General features: G+C 71.9%; 12 protein-coding genes and 1 pseudogene. 9 read left to right on the forward strand and 4 right to left on the reverse strand.

All coding sequences use genetic code 11. From position 1 onward, the window contains the following. Window positions 1-65: 65 nt before the first annotated feature. On the reverse strand, window positions 66-1,703 hold the full coding sequence (locus ACLJOK_RS08760; protein ID WP_410817471.1) for a hypothetical protein: 1,638 nt from the start codon (window positions 1,701-1,703) through the stop codon (window positions 66-68). A 286-nt stretch (window positions 1,704-1,989) separates the two neighbouring features. After that, window positions 1,990-3,567, reverse strand: coding sequence for an FAD-dependent oxidoreductase (locus tag ACLJOK_RS08765; protein WP_410817473.1), 1,578 nt, complete (start codon window positions 3,565-3,567; stop codon window positions 1,990-1,992). A gap of 76 nt (window positions 3,568-3,643) precedes the next feature. On the opposite strand from ACLJOK_RS08765, the gene ACLJOK_RS08770 reads away from it, so the two are divergent. Beyond that, window positions 3,644-4,240: a helix-turn-helix domain-containing protein gene (locus ACLJOK_RS08770; RefSeq protein ID WP_410817475.1), complete on the forward strand. Its 597-nt coding sequence runs from the start codon at window positions 3,644-3,646 to the stop codon at window positions 4,238-4,240. Between the two features lie 64 nt (window positions 4,241-4,304). Next, a complete protein-coding gene (locus ACLJOK_RS08775; protein ID WP_410817476.1) occupies window positions 4,305-5,144 on the forward strand; it encodes an alpha/beta hydrolase fold domain-containing protein in 840 nt (279 codons plus the stop codon). 65 nt (window positions 5,145-5,209) lie between these two features. Here the strand turns inward: ACLJOK_RS08775 and ACLJOK_RS08780 are convergent, their stop codons facing one another. Next, complete coding sequence (locus ACLJOK_RS08780; RefSeq protein WP_410819288.1) at window positions 5,210-8,218, reverse strand: beta strand repeat-containing protein; 3,009 nt, start codon at window positions 8,216-8,218, stop codon at window positions 5,210-5,212. Between the two features lie 504 nt (window positions 8,219-8,722). Then, a pseudogene (locus ACLJOK_RS08785) lies at window positions 8,723-10,060 on the reverse strand (choice-of-anchor A family protein); the annotation flags it as partial. 199 nt (window positions 10,061-10,259) lie between these two features. Between ACLJOK_RS08785 and ACLJOK_RS08790 the strand changes: the two are divergent. The 7 genes from ACLJOK_RS08790 (at window position 10,260) to ACLJOK_RS08820 (ending at window position 16,005) form a co-directional block, all read left to right on the forward strand. After that, a complete protein-coding gene (locus ACLJOK_RS08790) occupies window positions 10,260-11,243 on the forward strand; it encodes a zinc-dependent alcohol dehydrogenase (RefSeq protein ID WP_410817478.1) in 984 nt (327 codons plus the stop codon). A gap of 2 nt (window positions 11,244-11,245) precedes the next feature. Then, window positions 11,246-11,644, forward strand: coding sequence for a 6-pyruvoyl trahydropterin synthase family protein (locus ACLJOK_RS08795; protein WP_410819290.1), 399 nt, complete (start codon window positions 11,246-11,248; stop codon window positions 11,642-11,644). After that, on the forward strand, window positions 11,641-12,687 hold the full coding sequence (locus ACLJOK_RS08800; protein WP_410817480.1) for a glycosyltransferase family 4 protein: 1,047 nt from the start codon (window positions 11,641-11,643) through the stop codon (window positions 12,685-12,687). The genes ACLJOK_RS08795 and ACLJOK_RS08800 overlap by 4 nt, the downstream gene beginning before the upstream one ends. Beyond that, window positions 12,684-13,502 carry a class I SAM-dependent methyltransferase gene (locus ACLJOK_RS08805; protein ID WP_410817482.1) on the forward strand — a complete coding sequence of 273 codons (819 nt, stop codon included), beginning with the start codon at window positions 12,684-12,686 and terminating at the stop codon, window positions 13,500-13,502. Before ACLJOK_RS08800 ends, ACLJOK_RS08805 begins: the two co-directional genes overlap by 4 nt. A gap of 67 nt (window positions 13,503-13,569) precedes the next feature. Then, window positions 13,570-14,508: a lysylphosphatidylglycerol synthase transmembrane domain-containing protein gene (locus ACLJOK_RS08810; RefSeq protein WP_410817483.1), complete on the forward strand. Its 939-nt coding sequence runs from the start codon at window positions 13,570-13,572 to the stop codon at window positions 14,506-14,508. Between the two features lie 58 nt (window positions 14,509-14,566). Then, a complete protein-coding gene (locus ACLJOK_RS08815; protein WP_410817485.1) occupies window positions 14,567-15,250 on the forward strand; it encodes a GTP cyclohydrolase II in 684 nt (227 codons plus the stop codon). After that, complete coding sequence (locus ACLJOK_RS08820) at window positions 15,247-16,005, forward strand: RibD family protein (protein WP_410817486.1); 759 nt, start codon at window positions 15,247-15,249, stop codon at window positions 16,003-16,005. Before ACLJOK_RS08815 ends, ACLJOK_RS08820 begins: the two co-directional genes overlap by 4 nt. The last annotated feature ends 69 nt before the right edge of the window (window positions 16,006-16,074 follow it).

Here is a 16,074-nt window from a genome sequence, read left to right on the forward strand (position 1 = left end):
ATTCCGCGCATCTCGGCGACCGGAACTGCAAGATCGGCGCGAGCGGGGCGTTCCTTGAGCTGTCGTCAGTGTCGGGCGGCGCCGTTCTCGCTGACCGGCTGTCCGAAGGCCAGGAACGGCACGGGCGTCGGCGCGTCCGTGCCGATGTGCCGAGGGAAGGTCGGCTCGGTGTCGTCGGCGCTCACCTCCCGGGCTGCCGTACGCTCGGGCGCCGTCGACTCGTCCGCCGCCGCCGGTGCGTCGCCGTGCTCGCCGTTCGCCTGCTCGACCGGGACGCGGTCGGCAGGCGCGGGGCTGAGCGGGGTGCGGTCGGCGTCCGCATCGTCCACGGTGGGTCGCTCCGGTGAGTACCGGTCGACGCCGACGCGGTCGACGGTGAGCCGCTCGACGCCTACCCGCTCGGGGGCGGGTCGGTCGGCGCTGGAGCGGGAACCCACCATCGGGTACTCGGCGGTCTCCGTACCGCCGGCTGCCGCGGCCATGACGGCGGCGGCGGCGAGATCGGCCACCCGCTTCGCCTCCCGCTGTACGCGGGCGCGGACCTCCTTGGCGTGCCGCTCGGCGGAGTCCCCGGCCCGCCGGGCCTCGTCCAGCCGGGCGCTCTCGGCGGTCAGGTCCCGGCGGACCTCACCGAGTCGCTGCTGCATCCGGGACAGCTCGTTCTCCAGCGTCTCGCCCTCCTGGCGGATCTCGGCGAGTTGCTGGCGGCCGGTGTCCAGCTCGGCGTTCAGCTCGGCGGCCTCCTGCCGGCGCTCCTCAAGCTCCCTCTGCAGGGCGGCGAGCTGCTGCTGATGGCTGGCGGCCTGCTCGTCGGCGCGGTTGCGCAGCTCGGTCACGTGCTGCTGCGCCTCGGCCAGCAGCGCGGCGATCTGCTGCTCGGTCGCGCTGCGCTGCTCGGCCAGCTCCTGCTCGGCGGCGGCCTGCTGTTCGGCGATGTCCTGCTCGGCGGCGGTGCGCCGCTCGTTGACCTCTCGCTCCACGTTGGCCTGCCACTGGGCCATCTCCTGCTGGTTCTTGGAGCGGGCCGACTGGAGTTCCTGCTGGATCTGGGTACGGGCCGACTTCATCAGCGCGTCGGCGGCGACCCGGGTCTGGTTGAGCTGCTGCGCGCTCTGCTCGGTGATCCGCTTGGCCTCGTGCTGGGCGCGCTCGTGCGCGGCCTCACCGTCGGCCCGCAACTGCTCGGCGTGCTCGCGGATCGCTGTCAGCTCAGCTTCGGCGTGGGTGCGCCGTTCCTCGTGCGCCTGCTCCTGCTCGGTCCGCCGGGCGGCCAACTCCTCGGCCAGATCCTGACGTGCCTGCGCGGCCCGCTCACGGGTGTCGGCGAGGATCCGCTCGGACTCGCTGCGCAGCTCGTTCGCCCGGTCGGCAGCCGACTCGGTGATGATGCCAGCCTGTTTCTCGGCGAGCGCCATGATCTCGCCGACCATCGGGCCCAGATCGTGGAACGAGGCGCGGTCCACCTGCACGGGTTGCTCCTGAAGCTCGGCCAGTTCGGCGCGCAGTCGCTGCACCTCGGCGGTCAGTTCACGGACGCGGACGGCGGAACGCCCATGCTCCCCGCTCAGCATCGCGATCTGACCGTCGAGCTGCTCCAGGTGCCGATCCACCTGGCGTTTGTCGTATCCGCGCAGGGCGAGCTCGAAGCTCGGCCGGGAGGCCGCATCGTCGCGTGCTGCGTGCGGCTCAGCGCCGATGGACATGCACCATCCTCCGTACGATCGGGGCGTCAGGGTCGGCGGTCGCCTGCCCCACGGGCCGTCAGTGTGGCGCAACGCTACCGCCGAGCGGACCTCATGCGAAGTCCTGCCCCACCTCCGCTCACGTTGCCGCCCCGCGTTCCCCCGATCCCGCGCCGATCATGGACTCGTGGTGCCGGAAGTGTGGTGCTCCACCATTTTTGTCACCCACCACAACTCCATGATCGACGCAGGTCACCGTGGCGACCGCAGGTCACCGGCGACCGCAGGTCGACGTGGTCTCGCGAGGTCAGCGTCGGCGGGCGACCAGGACCGCATCGTGGAGGGTGATGTTCTCACCGTCCGGGGTGGTGGCGAGGCGGGAGCGTTCCTCCGCGGCCAGCACCTCCCACTGGGCCGGTTCCAGATCGGCGGCCACGTCCTGCGCGGTGTACATCATGTCCGGCATGTGCATCCGGTGCGCCGACCCCCACAGGTCCGACGGGTGGTGCCCGACGATCAGCAGGACACCGCCCGGTGCCACCGCCGCGGCCAGCCGGCCGAACAACTCCCGCCGATGCGCCGGGGGAAGGTGCATGAACTGCGCGGACACCAGGTCGTACGCCTCCTCGGTGGGCGGCTTGTCCCGCAGGTCGGCGTGGGTGAACTCGATCCGGTCACCCACGCCGGCGGCCTCGGCGTGCGCGGCGGCCCGGCTCAGCGCCGTGCTGGAGATGTCCACCGCCGTCACCTGCCAGCCGTGCTCGGCCAACCACACCGCGTCGGCGCCCTCGCCGCTGCCCACGTCCAGGGCCCGCCCCGGGGCCAGGTCGGTGACCTCGGCGACCAGCTGCGGATTCGGCCGGCCACTCCACACAGTGGGCCGGGACTGGTAGCGCTCCTCCCACGCCGGCTCCTCGAACGTCGTGGCCACCAGCTGTCGGTACGCGGCCACCGCGTCCCGGGTGTCCTCGGCGATGAGATCGGCGTTGATCGCCGCCGCCGCGGTCAGGCCGGCCCCGGCGGACGTGATCACCTGACCGCGGATGTCAGCCACGTTGCCGGCCACCCAGACACCCGGGACGGTCGTGGCGCCGGTGGCGTCGGCGGGGATCTGGGCACCGATGACGTGCTCACCCATCATCACCTCCTCCGGGGCCAGACCCAACCCCACCAGCACATCGGCGCGGGGAGTCAGCCGCGTCGCCACCACTATCGCGTCGAGCGCCACCACCCGGCCGTCGGCGAGCCGTACGCCGGTCAGCGCGTCGTCGGTCACCTCCACCGCGGCGACCGGGCCGGGCACCACAGCGATGCTGCGGGCGGCGAGCCGCTCGGCGGTCTCCGCGTCCGGTGCCGGGGCGTCGTGCAGCAGGAGCAGCACGCTGGGGCTCCACTGGCGCCACATCTCGGCCTGGTGCACGCTCAGCGGGCTGGTCGCCAGGACGCCGATCCGCCGATCCCGAACCTCCCACCCGTGGCAATACGGGCAGTGCAGCACGTCGCGACCCCACCGCTGGGCGAGGCCGGGCACGTCGGGCAGTTCGTCGGTCAGACCGGTGGTCACCAGCAGCCGCCGGGCCCGCACCGACTCCCCGCCGCCGTCGAGGCTGAGCCGGAACCCGTCGTCGTCCCGGGTCGCGGCCTGCACCCGCCCGGTGCGGAACTGCCCGCCGTACCCGGCCACCTCGGCCCGTCCGATCGCGAGCAGCTCGCCCGGCGGCGTGCCCTCCCGGCCGAGGTAGTTGTGTATCCGGTCGGCCGGCGCGTTGCGCGGCTCACCGGAGTCGATCACCAGCACCGACCGGCGGGCCCGGCTCAGCGCCAGGGCTCCGCTGAGCCCCGCCGCGCCGCCACCCACCACCACCACGTCGTATGTCTCGTCCACAGCTATCTCCCTCTTGCTCTGTCGGCTGCGCCCACCATCCGTCGGCACCGACAAGGTGGCAACTATCCTTGCCGTTATGGCAAACGAGGACAGTGCTGCGCTGGCGGCCGTCGGCCCCCGGCTGCGTGCCCTACGTCACCAACGCGGAACCACGCTGACCCAGCTCGCCGACCTGACCGGCATCTCGGTGAGCACCCTGTCCCGGCTGGAGTCCGGTAGCCGTCGCCCCACCCTGGAGCTGCTGCTCCCGCTGGCGAGGGCCTACCAGGTGGCGCTGGACGAACTGGTCGACGCCCCCGCCACCGGCGACCCCCGGGTACGCCCCAAGCCGATAGTCATCCACGGCGTGACGTACCTGCCGCTGACCCGCCGACCGGGCGGTGTCCAGGCGTTCAAGCAGATCTTCCCGCCGGACCCGTCCGCCGGGGGCCGAATCCCGCAGGCCCACGAGGGGTACGAGTGGCTCTACGTGCTCTCCGGCCGGCTACGGCTGCTGCTCGGCGACCGTGATCTGACGCTGACCTCGGGGGAGGTTGCCGAGTTCGACACCCGCACTCCGCACCTCTTCTTCAACCCCGGCCCCGGCACCGCCGAAGCCCTCAGTCTCTTCGGGCCGCAGGGGGAGCGGCTGCACGTCCGCGCCCGCCCCGCCGCGCCCGACAAGCAGCAGTGATCGCGCCCGACTGTGCCCGGTCCGCTGGTCGGCATGCCGGGCCCGTCGGTGCGAAGATGGCGCGATGATCGATGCGGCATCACGGCGCTGGGACGACCGGATCGAGCACCGCGACATCGTCGTCAACGAGGTGCCGGGTTACCGTCCACTCACATTGGATCTGGTGGTGCCGGTGGACGCTGCCCACCCGGTTCCGGTCCTGGTGTGGATTCACGGCGGCGCGTGGCTGTTCGGCTCGCCCAAGCACCCGGCGGACTGGCTCATGGAAGCGGACCCGTTCACCGCCGCCATCCGTGCCGGATTCGCTGTCGCCTCCGCGCAGTACCGGCTCAGCGGTGAGGCGCACTTCCCCGCCCAACTCGACGACGTCAAGGCGGCGGTGCGCTGGCTGCGCCGACAGGGCGACACTGTGGGCGTGGACCGCGAGCGGATCGTGGTGTGGGGCGAGTCGGCCGGTGGGCACCTGGCCTCGATGGTCGCGCTGACCGGAAACGACCAGGACGACACCCGTGTTCAGGCGGCGGCCTGCTGGTACGCGCCGTCGAACCTGTTGACCATGCAGTCGCAGGCGCATCCGTCCGGAACAATCGACCACGACGCGGCGGACTCGCCCGAGTCGCTGCTGATCGGCGGCGCAGTGGCCGAGAACCCGGGGTTGGGTCGGGCGGCCAGTCCGATCAGCTATGTCACCGAGCAGGCCCCACCCATGCTGCTGATCCACGGTGACCAGGACCTGCTCGTACCGGTGGGGCAGAGCGAAGAACTTGCCGCAGCATTGACCGCTGTGGGAGCCGAGGTCGAGTTGTCGGTGGTGCAGGGGGCCGAGCACTGCTTCGTCGGAGTGCCGCTGGACCCGTTGATCCGCGACACCCTGGCGTTCTTCACCCGAGTCCTCGCTCCATAGGCGCAGGAGCGCCGCGAGGGCCGGACCGGTTCCCCTCCGGTCCGACCCCCGCGATCAGGTCCGCGCTAGGCGCGGATCCTGCGCTGCCGGACGACCAGCAGCAGCGCCGCTCCGAGGAGCACCGCCAGGACGCCGGCACCCATCCAGAGCCCGGCCGGGAACGAGGTACCGGTCACCGGGAGCTTGCCCTTCACGGGGATGGTGATGGTGGACTCGGGTGAGACCGGCGCCGGGCCGTCCGGCGGAGTGCCGGTCGCCGTCGCGGTGTTGCGCAGCGATCCGTGGTGGTAGTCGGCCTTGCTGACCGTGTACGTCGCCGCGCAGGTCACGGCGGCGCCGGCCGCGAGGTTGACGCCGCCGTTCGGGGTCCCTTCCGGACCGCAGGTGATCGGGCCCAGGTTGGCCGCCGAGGCCGGCGCGGTCAGGGCGTCGGTGATCGTCACGCCGGTCAGCGGCACCTGACCGGTGTTGGTGACCACGAACTGGAACGGCACATGCTGCCCCGGTCGAACGATCTTGTCGGTGCTGCTCGACTTCACCACAGTGATCGCCGCGCCCCGGGTGGCTGTGACCTCGGCCGAGGCCGGCGCGGAGCGTACCGGTGCGGGCGGGTCCTGGCCGGGAATGGTCGGCGGCGTTCCGGCCGCGACGGCAGTGTTGGTGATCCGACCGGCCTCGATGTCCGCCGCGGTGACCGCGTAGGTCGACGTGCAGGTGGTGCTCTCCCCGACGGCCAGGGTGACCGCGCCGTTGGCGACCGGCGGGGTGCCGCAGGTGATCGCCCCGGGCGTCCCGGTGCCGGAGAAGTCGGTCTCGTCGACAGTCACCGCGCTGAGCGCTGTGGTGCCGGTGTTGCTCACCACGAACCGGTACGTGACCACGTCACCGGCCGCGGACACCACTGTAGGCGTCACCGACTTGGTGATGGCGATCGCCGGGTGTGGGATCGGGATGTCCACAGGCGACGGTGGTGAGACCGGCGGCGGACCGAACGGCGGTGTACCGGTGGCCGTGGCGACGTTGCGCAGCGAGGAGCCGGTGAAGTCCTCCGCGGTCACCGTGTAGGTCGTCCGGCACTGGATGGAGGCGCCCGGCGACAACGTCACCGCGCCGTTCGGGATGTTCTGCGGACCGCAGGTGATCGGCCCGAGCACACCGCGCTCGGACGGCGGCAGCACTGTGTCGTTGACTGTCACGTCGGTGAGGGTGAAGCCGCCGCTGTTGACGACCAGGAAGGTGTAGGGCACCTGCTGGCCCGGCGCGGCGATCGCCACTGTGGTCGTCGACTTGATCACCTCGATGTTGGCGACGAGGCCGGACTCCGGGATGGTCAGCGTCGACGGCGGCGAGTCGACCGGCGCACCCCCGCCCGGTGGTGTGCCGTGCGCGGTGGCGACGTCGGTGACCCCGTTGTTGTCGAGGTCGGCCTGCGTGACTGTGTAGGTCGCGGTGCAGGTGGTGTTCGCACCGGGCGCGAGGGTGGTGACCGCGCAGGTGATCGGGCCCAGGTTGGCGTTGGACGACGGCGGGGTCTGCACGTCGGTCACGTTGACGTTGGTCAGCGTGAGCCCACCGGTGTTGACCACGTGGAACCGGTACGTGACCTGCTGTCCGACCGTGTTGATCGCCACCGTCGTGGAAGTCTTCACGACCTGGATCGCGGCGACGATCCCCGCGTCCGGAATGGTGAGCGTCGCCGGTGTCGAATCGATCGGGTCGTCACTGCCGGCGGGTGTGCCGTGTGCGGTGGCGACGTCGGTGACGCCGTTGTTGTCGAGGTCGGCCTGGGTGACGGTGTAGGTGGCGGTGCAGGTGGTGTTCGCGCCGGGGGCGAGGGTGGTGGCGGCGCAGGTGATCGGGCCGAGGTTGGCGTTGGACGACGGCGGGGTCTGCACGTCGGTCACGTTCACGTCGTTGAGCGTCACGGTGCCGGTGTTGGCCACCAGGAACCGGTAGGGCACCTGCTGCCCGACCGTGTTGATCGAGACGGTGGTGGACGACTTCAGCAGCGAGATCGACTGGATCAGGTCGGCCGCCGGAATGGTCAGCGTCGAGGGTGCCGAGTCGATCGGGTCGTCACTGCCGGCGGGTGTGCCGTGTGCGGTGGCGACGTCGGTGACCTCGTCGTTGTCGAGGTCGCCCTGGGTGACGGTGTAGGTGGCGGTGCAGATGGTGCTCGCGCCCGGGGCGAGGGTGGTGGCGGCGCAGGTGATCGGGCCCAGGTTGGCGTTTGACGACGGCGGAGTCTGCACGTCGGTCACGTTCACGTCGTTCAGCGTCACGCCGCCGGTGTTGACCACCAGGAACCGGTACGGCACCTGCTGACCGACCGCCGTGATCGACGTGGTGGTCGACGACTTCACCAGGGAGATGCCGGGGACGACCACGTCGCTCGGAATCGTCAGGGTGGCTGGCGGCGACTGCACAGGCGGGCGACCGCCGGGTGGTGTGCCCTGCGCGGTCCCGCTGTCCCGGACCGAGCCGAAGTCCAGGTCGGCCTGGGTGACGGTGTAGGTGGCGGTGCAGGTGGTCTGCGCGCCGGGGGCGAGGGTGGTGGCGGCGCAGGTGATCGGGCCGAGGTTGGTGTTCGACGACGGTGGACTCTGCACGTCGGTGACGGTCACACCGGTGAGGGTGAACCCGCCGGTGTTGACGACGTGGAACTGGTACGGCACCTGCTGGCCAACAGTGGTGATGGACGTGGTGGTGGAGGTCTTCAGGATCGCGATGGAGGCGACCAGGCCGGTTTCCGGAATGGTCAGCGTCGCGGGCGTCGAGTCGACCGGGGTGCCGCCGGGCGGGGTGCCGTGCGCGGTGGCGACGTTGGTGACGCCGTCGTTGTCCAGGTCGGCCTGGGTGACCGTGTAGGTGGCTGTGCACAGAGTCTGCGCGCCGGGGGCGAGGGTGGTGGCGGCGCAGGTGATCGGCCCCAGGTTGGCGTTTGACGACGGCGGGGTCTGCACGTCTGTCACGTTCACGCCGGTGAGGGTGAACCCGCCGGTGTTCAGCACGTGGAACTGGTACGGCACCTGCTGGCCGACAGTGGTGATCGACGTGGTGGTCGAGGTCTTCATGACGGCGATCGACGCGATCAGGCCGGCTTCGGGGATGGTCAGCGTCGAGGGCGGCGAGGTGACCGGCGTACCGCCGCCGGGCGGGGTGCCCCGCGCGGTGGCGACGTTGGTGACGCCGTTGTTGTCCAGGTCGGCCTGGGTGACGGTGTAGGTGGCGGTGCAGGTGGTGCTCGCGCCGGGCGCCAGGGTGGTGGCGGCGCAGGTGATCGGGCCGAGGTTGGCGTTGGACGACGGCGGGGTCTGCACGTCGGTGACGGCCACGTTGCTGAGGGTCAGTCCGCCGGTGTTGGCGACCAGGAACCGGTACGGCACCTGCTGCCCGACCGACGTGATCGACGTGGTGGTGGACGACTTCACCACGGTGACGGCGGCGGTGAGCCCCTGCGCCGGGATGGTCAGGGTGTTCGGATCGGAGACGACCGGTGGACCGGTGGGTGGGCTGCCCTGTGCGGTGGCGACGTTGGTGACGCCGTTGTTGTCCAGGTCGGCCTGGGTGACGGTGTAGGTGGCCGTGCAGGCGGTCTGCGCCCCTGGCGCCAGTGTGGTGGCGGCGCAGGTGATCGGGCCGAGGTTGGCGTTTGACGACGGCGGGGTCTGCACGTCGGTGACGGAGATGTTGGTCAGTGGGACGCCGCCGGTGTTGACCACGTGGAACGAGTACGGCACCTGCTGACCGACGCTGTTGATCAACGTGGTGGTCGACGACTTGATCAGTGCGATGTCGGCCGGAGTGGCGCCCGCGCAGGACAGGGTGGTGCTGAACGGGAAGTAGTGGATCTCGCCGCCGCGGTGGTCCAGCGTACGGGTGATGACGCTGCCCTCGGTGTCACTGGAGGAGAGGTCGGTGAGGCTGGCGTTGGGGGCGTAGATGGTGCCCTCGACGGTGGCGGCGTTCGGGGTGAGGGTGAGCGCGGTGGCGGTCGGGAAGTTGAACAGGATGTAGCGCGCCTGCGGGCCACCGATCCCGGCGAAGTTCGGGGCGGTCCAGGCGAACGTGTTGCCCACGCCGCTGGTGTCCACGTTGACCAGCAGTGGCGTTGCGGCGCTCGGCTGGCTCGCGAAGGTCAGGATCTGAATGTTGGCCAGGTCGGCGGCGGTCAGGTTGAGCACGTTCGTCACGCCCGGGGTCAAGGTGACGACGGCGTTGCTGCCCGGTGGGATGGGTCGGGGCAGCACGTCACCGTTCGGCGTTCGCAGCACCACAGTGTTGTCGCAGGTGGCCAGGCCGGCGGTGGTGTCCCGGAAGGCGGCGAACGCGCCAGCGAAGTTGATCGGCGAGGTCGGCCCGACGCTGGCAACCGGCTGCCGGGTGACCAGTTCCACCCGGGGTGAGGCGTCGTAGTCGTTCACCGGCAGGATCCGGGTGTTGACCTGGGCGCCGTTGTTGTCGGTGTTGCGGACGAAGGTGCCGGTCAGGTTGCCGACCTTGGCGTAGCCGTTCGAGAGCACCTGGAGGCGGCTGCCGCCGACGCTGCCGGCGAAGTTGACCCGTCCACCGACGACCAGGGCGCTGGGGTTGGCGTCGCCGGGCACCACGAACGAACCGGCGCTCGCTCCGGCGAGCTGGTAGTTGCCGAAGGTGAGGTCGCCGCCGACGGCCAGGGTTCCCTCGTTCTCGTCGTTGTTCACAGTGGCGTTGCCCTCGGTCATCACGCCGAAGCTCAGCGCCTCGGCGACCGGGTCGACCGGGCCGATGGCCTGATCGGCGGCGGCCAGTACCGGGTTGATCGGGGTGGGCGCGGCGGGTGCCGGCACCAGCAGACCGTTGACCGCCAGCACGCCCGCGACGGCGGCCAGCGCCGTCGCCCGTGACCTGCGGCTACCCCACCACGAAATCCTCATCACGCCCCCGTTGGTTCGAATGTGCCAGGGGAGCTTATAGGGGTAAAAGCACCTGATGCCGGATTTGTCCGAATGGCAGTCCTGCCGGGCGGGCTTCGAACTGTGCGCCCCGTACTTCCGTGTTTATGATCGACAACCCCGAACGGGGGACCGACACGGCCGATCGGTTCGGCCCGCAGCAGAGGTGAGGTGCGCGACGGTGATCCGCGAGGCGTCCGCCTGCTGGGTGGTTGAACCCGGTGTGGCCGAGATCCAGCCGGTGTCGCTGACCGCCCCGGGCCCCGACGAGGTTCTGGTCCGGGCCCGCTACTCAGGCGTCAGCCGGGGCACCGAGACGCTGGTCTTCGCCGGCCGGGTTCCCGCCGACCAGTACGCCACGATGCGCGCGCCGTTTCAGGAGGGCGATTTCCCCGGGCCGGTGAAGTACGGCTACCTCAGCGTCGGCGTGGTCGAGCAGGGCCCGCCGGAGCTGCTCGGGCGGACGGTGTTCTGCCTGCACCCGCACCAGAGCGCGTACGTCGTGCCGGTGAGCGCTGTGGTGCCGGTGCCGGAGGGGGTGCCGGCTGCCCGAGCGGTGCTCGCCGGCACTGTGGAGACCGCCGTCAACGCGTTGTGGGACGCGGCGCCGCTGGTCGGCGACCGGGTCACAGTGATCGGCGCGGGCATGGTGGGCTGCTGCGTCGCGGCGCTGCTGGCCCGGTTCCCCGGCGTGCACGTCGAGTTGGTCGACACCGACGCGCGCCGGGCCGGCGTGGCCGGGGCCCTCGGTGTCAACTTCGCCAACCCGGCCGACGCCCGCGGTGACCGGGACCTCGTCGTACACGCCAGCGCCACCGCCGCCGGCCTGCAACAGTCGTTGGACCTGCTCGCCCCGGAGGGCACAGTCATCGAGCTGAGCTGGTACGGCGACCGCCCGGTGCAGGTGTCGCTGGGCGGCGCGTTCCACTCCGGTCGACTCAGCGTGCGCAGCAGCCAGGTCGGCATGGTGGCACCCGCCCGACGGGGACGGCGCAGTTACGCCGACCGACTGGCGCTCGCCCTGGACCTGCTCGACGACCCGGCCTTCGACGCGTTGATCACCGGCGCGTCGCGCTTCGCGGAGCTGCCCGACGTGCTCGCCAGACTGACCTCGGGCGATTTGCCCGCGCTCTGCCACCTCATCACCTACGAAGACGGAGAGTGACAGTGTTCAGCGTGACAGTTCGGGACCACATGATGATCGCCCACAGTTTCCGAGGCGAGGTGTTCGGGCCCGCCCAACGGCTGCACGGCGCGACGTTCGTGGTGGACGCGACGTTCCGCCGGCCCGACCTGGACGCCGACGGGATCGTGGTGGACATCGGCCTGGCCACCGAGCAGTTGCGCGCCGTACTGAGCGAGCTGACCTACCGCAACCTCGACGACGAGGCGGCCTTCGCCGGGGTGAACACCACCACTGAGGTGTTGGCCCGTACGGTCGCGGACCGGCTGGTCGAGCGGGTGCACGGCGGTGAGCTGGGCGCGGGCGCGCGCGACCTGACCGGCATCACTGTCACCCTGCACGAGTCGCACATCGCCTGGGCGAGCTACGAGCGGTCGTTGTGACCGATGCGGGCCGGGCGGTGCACGTCGTCCTGCCCGGTGACATCGACGATCCGGCCACGCCCAGCGGCGGCAACTCCTACGACCGGCGGATCTGCGCCGGGCTGGGCGAGCGCGGCTGGTCGGTGCACGAGCATCCGGTGCCCGGCACGTGGCCGCAGCCCGACCCGGCCGACCGGGCGACGCTGGGCGCTGTGCTCGCCGCCGCGCCCGACGACGCCGTGGTGCTCATCGACGGCCTGATCGCCTCGGCCGTGCCGGACCTGCTCGCCCCGCACGCCCGTCGGCTGCGCCTGGTGCTCCTGGTGCACCTGCCGTTGGACGACGAGCCGGAGGCCCGCGCGCTGGCCACCGCCCGGGCCGTCGTCACCACCAGCGAGTGGACCCGCAGCGCCCTGCTGGCCCGCCACCCGGCCCTCGCCGGCCGGGTCCGGGCCGCGCCGCCCGGGGTGCGGCCCGCGCCGCCGGCAGCCGGCTCGGCGGCCGGCGACCGGTTGCTCTGCGTCGCGGCGGTCACCCACCACAAGGGGTACGACGTGCTGGTCGACGCGTTGGCCACGCTGGTCGGTCGGCCCTGGACGATGGTCTGTGCGGGCACGCTGGCCCGGGAACCGGATCTCGTGCACCGGCTGCGCGACCGGTTGACCGGAGCGGGCCTCACCGAGCGGGTGCGGCTGGTCGGCCCGCTGACCGGCGCGGCGTTGGATGACGCGTACGCCGACGCCGACCTGCTGGTGCTGCCGTCGAGAGGCGAGACGTACGGCATGGTCGTCACCGAGGCTCTGGCCCGCGGCCTGCCGGTGTTGACCACCGAGGTGGGCGGGCTGCCGGAGTCGCTCGGTCACGCGCCCGGCGGTGAGCGCCCAGGACTGCTGGTCCCACCCGGTGACCCGGCGGCGCTGGCCGCCGCGCTGATCCGCTGGCTGGACGATGACGCGCTACGCGCCCGGCTGCGGCGTGCCGCTCTCGCCCGGCGCGACACCCTGACCGACTGGCCAGTGACCAGCGCGCTGCTGGCCGGCGTGCTGAAGGAGGTGGCGGAATGACCGCCGAGGAGACCCTGCCGTTCGCCGAATGGCTGCGGTTGCGTGAGCCGGCCGACGCGGCGGCACGCGCCGAGGACCTGCTGGATGCCGTCCGGGCCCGGTTGACCGGGGACGCCCCGACGGTGATCCACGACCTGGGCAGTGGCACCGGGTCGATGAGTCGTTGGCTGGCCGCCCGGCTACCCGGACCACAGCACTGGGTGCTGCACGACCGGGACGCCGACCTGCTTGCCCGTGCCGCCGAGGGCATGACCGGGGTGACCGCCGCCGACGGCGCCCCGGTGACCGTCCACACCCGCTGCGGTGACCTCACCCGGCTGACCGCCGCCGACCTGGCCGACGGTTCCCTGGTCACCGCATCCGCGCTGCTGGACATGCTCACCGCGGAGGAGATTGAACAGGTGGTGGCCGCCTGCGTCGGCCGGCCCGCACTGTTCGCCATCTCGGTGACCGGGCGGGTCCGGTTCACCCCGACCGACCCGTTCGACGAGGCGGTCGAAGCAGCGTTCAACGACCACCAGCGGCGTACCGTCGAGGGCCGGCGGTTGCTCGGCCCGGATGCCGTCGCCGCCACCGTCGCCGCGTTCACCCGGCGGGGCGTCGACGTGCGGGAACGGCCCAGCCCGTGGCGTCTCGGCCCGGAGCAGGCCGACCTGGCCGCCGAGTGGTTCCGAGGGTGGCTCGGGGCGGCCTGCGAGCAGCGCCCCGACCTGGCCGGCCCCGCCCAGGCGTACGCCCGCCGTCGGTTGGCCGACGCGGCGGCCGGCCGACTCACAGTGCTGGTCGAACATACTGACCTCCTCGCCGGTGGATGAACCGTTCACGCCCTGGGTACGTGCACTAGGGCAAGTGGACGATCTTCAAAGGGGAGGGCCGGCGCCGATGTTCTGGGCCTGGGCACGAGTGGTCGGCGGGGTGGGTCTGCTCGCCGTCCTGCTGTGGCAGGTGGGCAGCGGCCCGTTCCTCGCCGGAGTACGACTGATCGACGCGCCGGCGTTGGCAGCGGCGCTGGTCATCGGGGTGCTCACCACCGTCTGCGCGGCGTGGCGGTGGAGCCTGGTCGCCGGCGGCCTCGGCGTACGCCTGCCACTGGCGACCGCTGTGGCGCACTGCTACCGGGCCGTGTTCCTCAACGCCACCCTGCCCGGCGGGGTGCTCGGCGACGTGCACCGGGCGGTACGCCACGGCCGCGACGCCGGTGACGTCAGCCGGGGCATCCGCGCGGTGGTCTGGGAGCGGGCCGCCGGGCAGGTGGTTATGATCGGGGTCGCGCTGGTGGTGCTCGCCGCCTTCCCGTCCCCGGTACGGCCGTACCTGCCGGTCGCCGCCGCGCTGCTCGTCGCCGGCGGCCTGGTCGTCGTGCTGCTGGCCCGGCTCCTTCCGAACGGTGGCGGGTCGCGCTGGGCGACGGCACTGCGTACCGCAATGGCGGACGTGCGGTCGGGGCTGCTGGCGCGGCGCACCTGGTTCGGTGTGCTGGTCGCCTCGGCAGTGATGGTCGCCGGTCACCTGGCCACCTTCCTGGTGGCGGCGCGTACCGCCGGATCGGACGCCCCGCTGTCCCGACTGCTGCCGCTGACGTTGCTCGCCCTGCTCGCCATGGGCCTGCCGTTGAACGTGGCCGGGTTCGGGCCGCGCGAGGGGGTGGCGGCGTGGGTGTTCGGCGCGGCCGGCCTCAGCGCGGCCGAGGGCGTCGCCACCGCCACCGTCTACGGCGCACTGGTGTTGGTGGCCAGCCTGCCCGGGGCCGCCGTGCTGCTTGCCCGTCGGCGTCGAATTCCGGTCGCCGCCCGGGAAGCCGCCTCCGGCGGCGGATGTTGAGTCGGTTGTGAGACGGTACGCGTCGCCGGACGACGGTGGCGCCGGACAGAGGAGTCCCATGCCCGAAGCATTGCCGGTTGCCACGATCCGCACGCAGGTCACGGTGCCGCTGGCGTTTCCGGATGGCTACACCACGACCGCCCGGGTGTTCACCTTCAAGGGCCTGGTGGACGGTCGGGAGCACCTGGCCCTCGGCCTCGGCGACTGGGTGGGCGCCCTGGACCGGCTCGCCGCCGGGGGAACAGCCCCGCTGGTCCGGCCACACAGCGAGTGCCTGACCGGCGACGTGTTCGGCAGCCAGCGCTGCGACTGCGGGCCGCAACTGCGCGAGGCGGTGCAGCGGATCGCCGAGACCGGCGGGTTCCTGCTCTACCTGCGACAGGAGGGCCGTGGCATCGGCCTGTACGCCAAACTCGACGCGTACGCCTTGCAGGACGCCGGGTTGGACACCTACCAGGCCAACGTCGCGCTGGGCCGGGGCGAGGACGAGCGGGACTACACCGCCGCCGCGCAGATGCTGGCCACGTTGGGCGTGCCGCGGGTGCGACTGCTGAGCAGCAACCCGGACAAGGCCGAGCAGTTGACCCGGCTGGGCGTGGACGTGGCCGAACGGGTGCTCACCAGCGTCTTCCTCTCGCCGGCCAACGCCGAGTACCTGGCGGCCAAGGCGGCCAAGGCGGCGGAGGTCGAGGCGGCGGATGCGCTGGCGGGTCGTGCTCCCCATCGGCCCGTCTCCCGATGAGCTGGCGGCCGGGGCCGACGCGCCCGTACGTGCTGCTGAGTTGCGCCGCCTCCATCGACGGGTACATCGACGACGCCTCCGAGCAGCGGTTACTGCTGTCCAACGAGGAGGACCTGGACCGCGTCGACGCGGTCCGGGCCAGTTGCGATGCGATCCTGGTCGGCGCTGGCACCGTCCGACGAGACGACCCTCGGCTGCTGGTGCGCTCCCCGAGTCGCCGGGCCGAGCGGGTGGCGTCCGGTCGGCCGGCCTCGCCCACCAAGGTCACCCTGACCGCCCAGGGTGACCTCGACCCGACCGCCCGCTTCTTCACCGCCGGTGATTCGGCCCGGCTCGTCTACTGCGCCACTGGCGCGCTGGAGAAGACCGAGGAGCGCGTCGGCCGACTGGCCACCGTGGTCGACGCGGGTGAGCCGGTTGACCCGGGGTGGCTGCTGACCGACCTGGCCGCTCGGGGCGTAGAGCGGTTGATGGTGGAGGGCGGCGGAACGGTGCACGCCCAGTTCCTCGCCGCCGGTCTCGCCGACGAACTGCACCTGGTGGTGGCCCCGTTCTTCGTCGGTGACGGCCGGGCGCCCCGGTTCGTCGGCGAGGGTCGCTTCCCCTGGCACCCGGGTCGCCGCGCCCGCCTGGCCGAGGCCCGCCAGATCGGCGACGTGGTCCTGCTCCGCTACGCCCTCTCCGACCGGTGCCCCACCGACCCGCCCGCCGCCGACCCGCCCGCCCTAACGGTTGATCATGGGGTTGGCGGGTGATTCGATCTCCGCAGAGCCCGCCAACCTCATGATCACCCCGTGTGGGCGCGGGTTATTTTGTGGACGGCA

Source organism: Micromonospora sp. 050-3 (genome assembly GCF_046549335.1).
In the GTDB taxonomy this organism is placed as follows: domain Bacteria; phylum Actinomycetota; class Actinomycetes; order Mycobacteriales; family Micromonosporaceae; genus Micromonospora; species Micromonospora trifolii.

Bases quoted from the DNA above. Each gene is read 5' to 3' on its own strand.
- ACLJOK_RS08775 (WP_410817476.1), top strand. From the start codon at position 4,305: ATGATCGATGCGGCATCACGGCGCTGGGACGACCGGATCGAGCACCGC.
- ACLJOK_RS08810 (WP_410817483.1), top strand. From the start codon at position 13,570: ATGTTCTGGGCCTGGGCACGAGTGGTCGGCGGGGTGGGTCTGCTCGCC.
- ACLJOK_RS08815 (WP_410817485.1), top strand. From the start codon at position 14,567: ATGCCCGAAGCATTGCCGGTTGCCACGATCCGCACGCAGGTCACGGTG.
- ACLJOK_RS08770 (WP_410817475.1), top strand. From the start codon at position 3,644: ATGGCAAACGAGGACAGTGCTGCGCTGGCGGCCGTCGGCCCCCGGCTG.
- ACLJOK_RS08805 (WP_410817482.1), top strand. From the start codon at position 12,684: ATGACCGCCGAGGAGACCCTGCCGTTCGCCGAATGGCTGCGGTTGCGT.
- ACLJOK_RS08780 (WP_410819288.1), bottom strand. From the start codon at position 8,218: ATGAAGACCTCGACCACCACGTCGATCACCACTGTCGGCCAGCAGGTG.
- ACLJOK_RS08820 (WP_410817486.1), top strand. From the start codon at position 15,247: ATGAGCTGGCGGCCGGGGCCGACGCGCCCGTACGTGCTGCTGAGTTGC.
- ACLJOK_RS08760 (WP_410817471.1), bottom strand. From the start codon at position 1,703: ATGTCCATCGGCGCTGAGCCGCACGCAGCACGCGACGATGCGGCCTCC.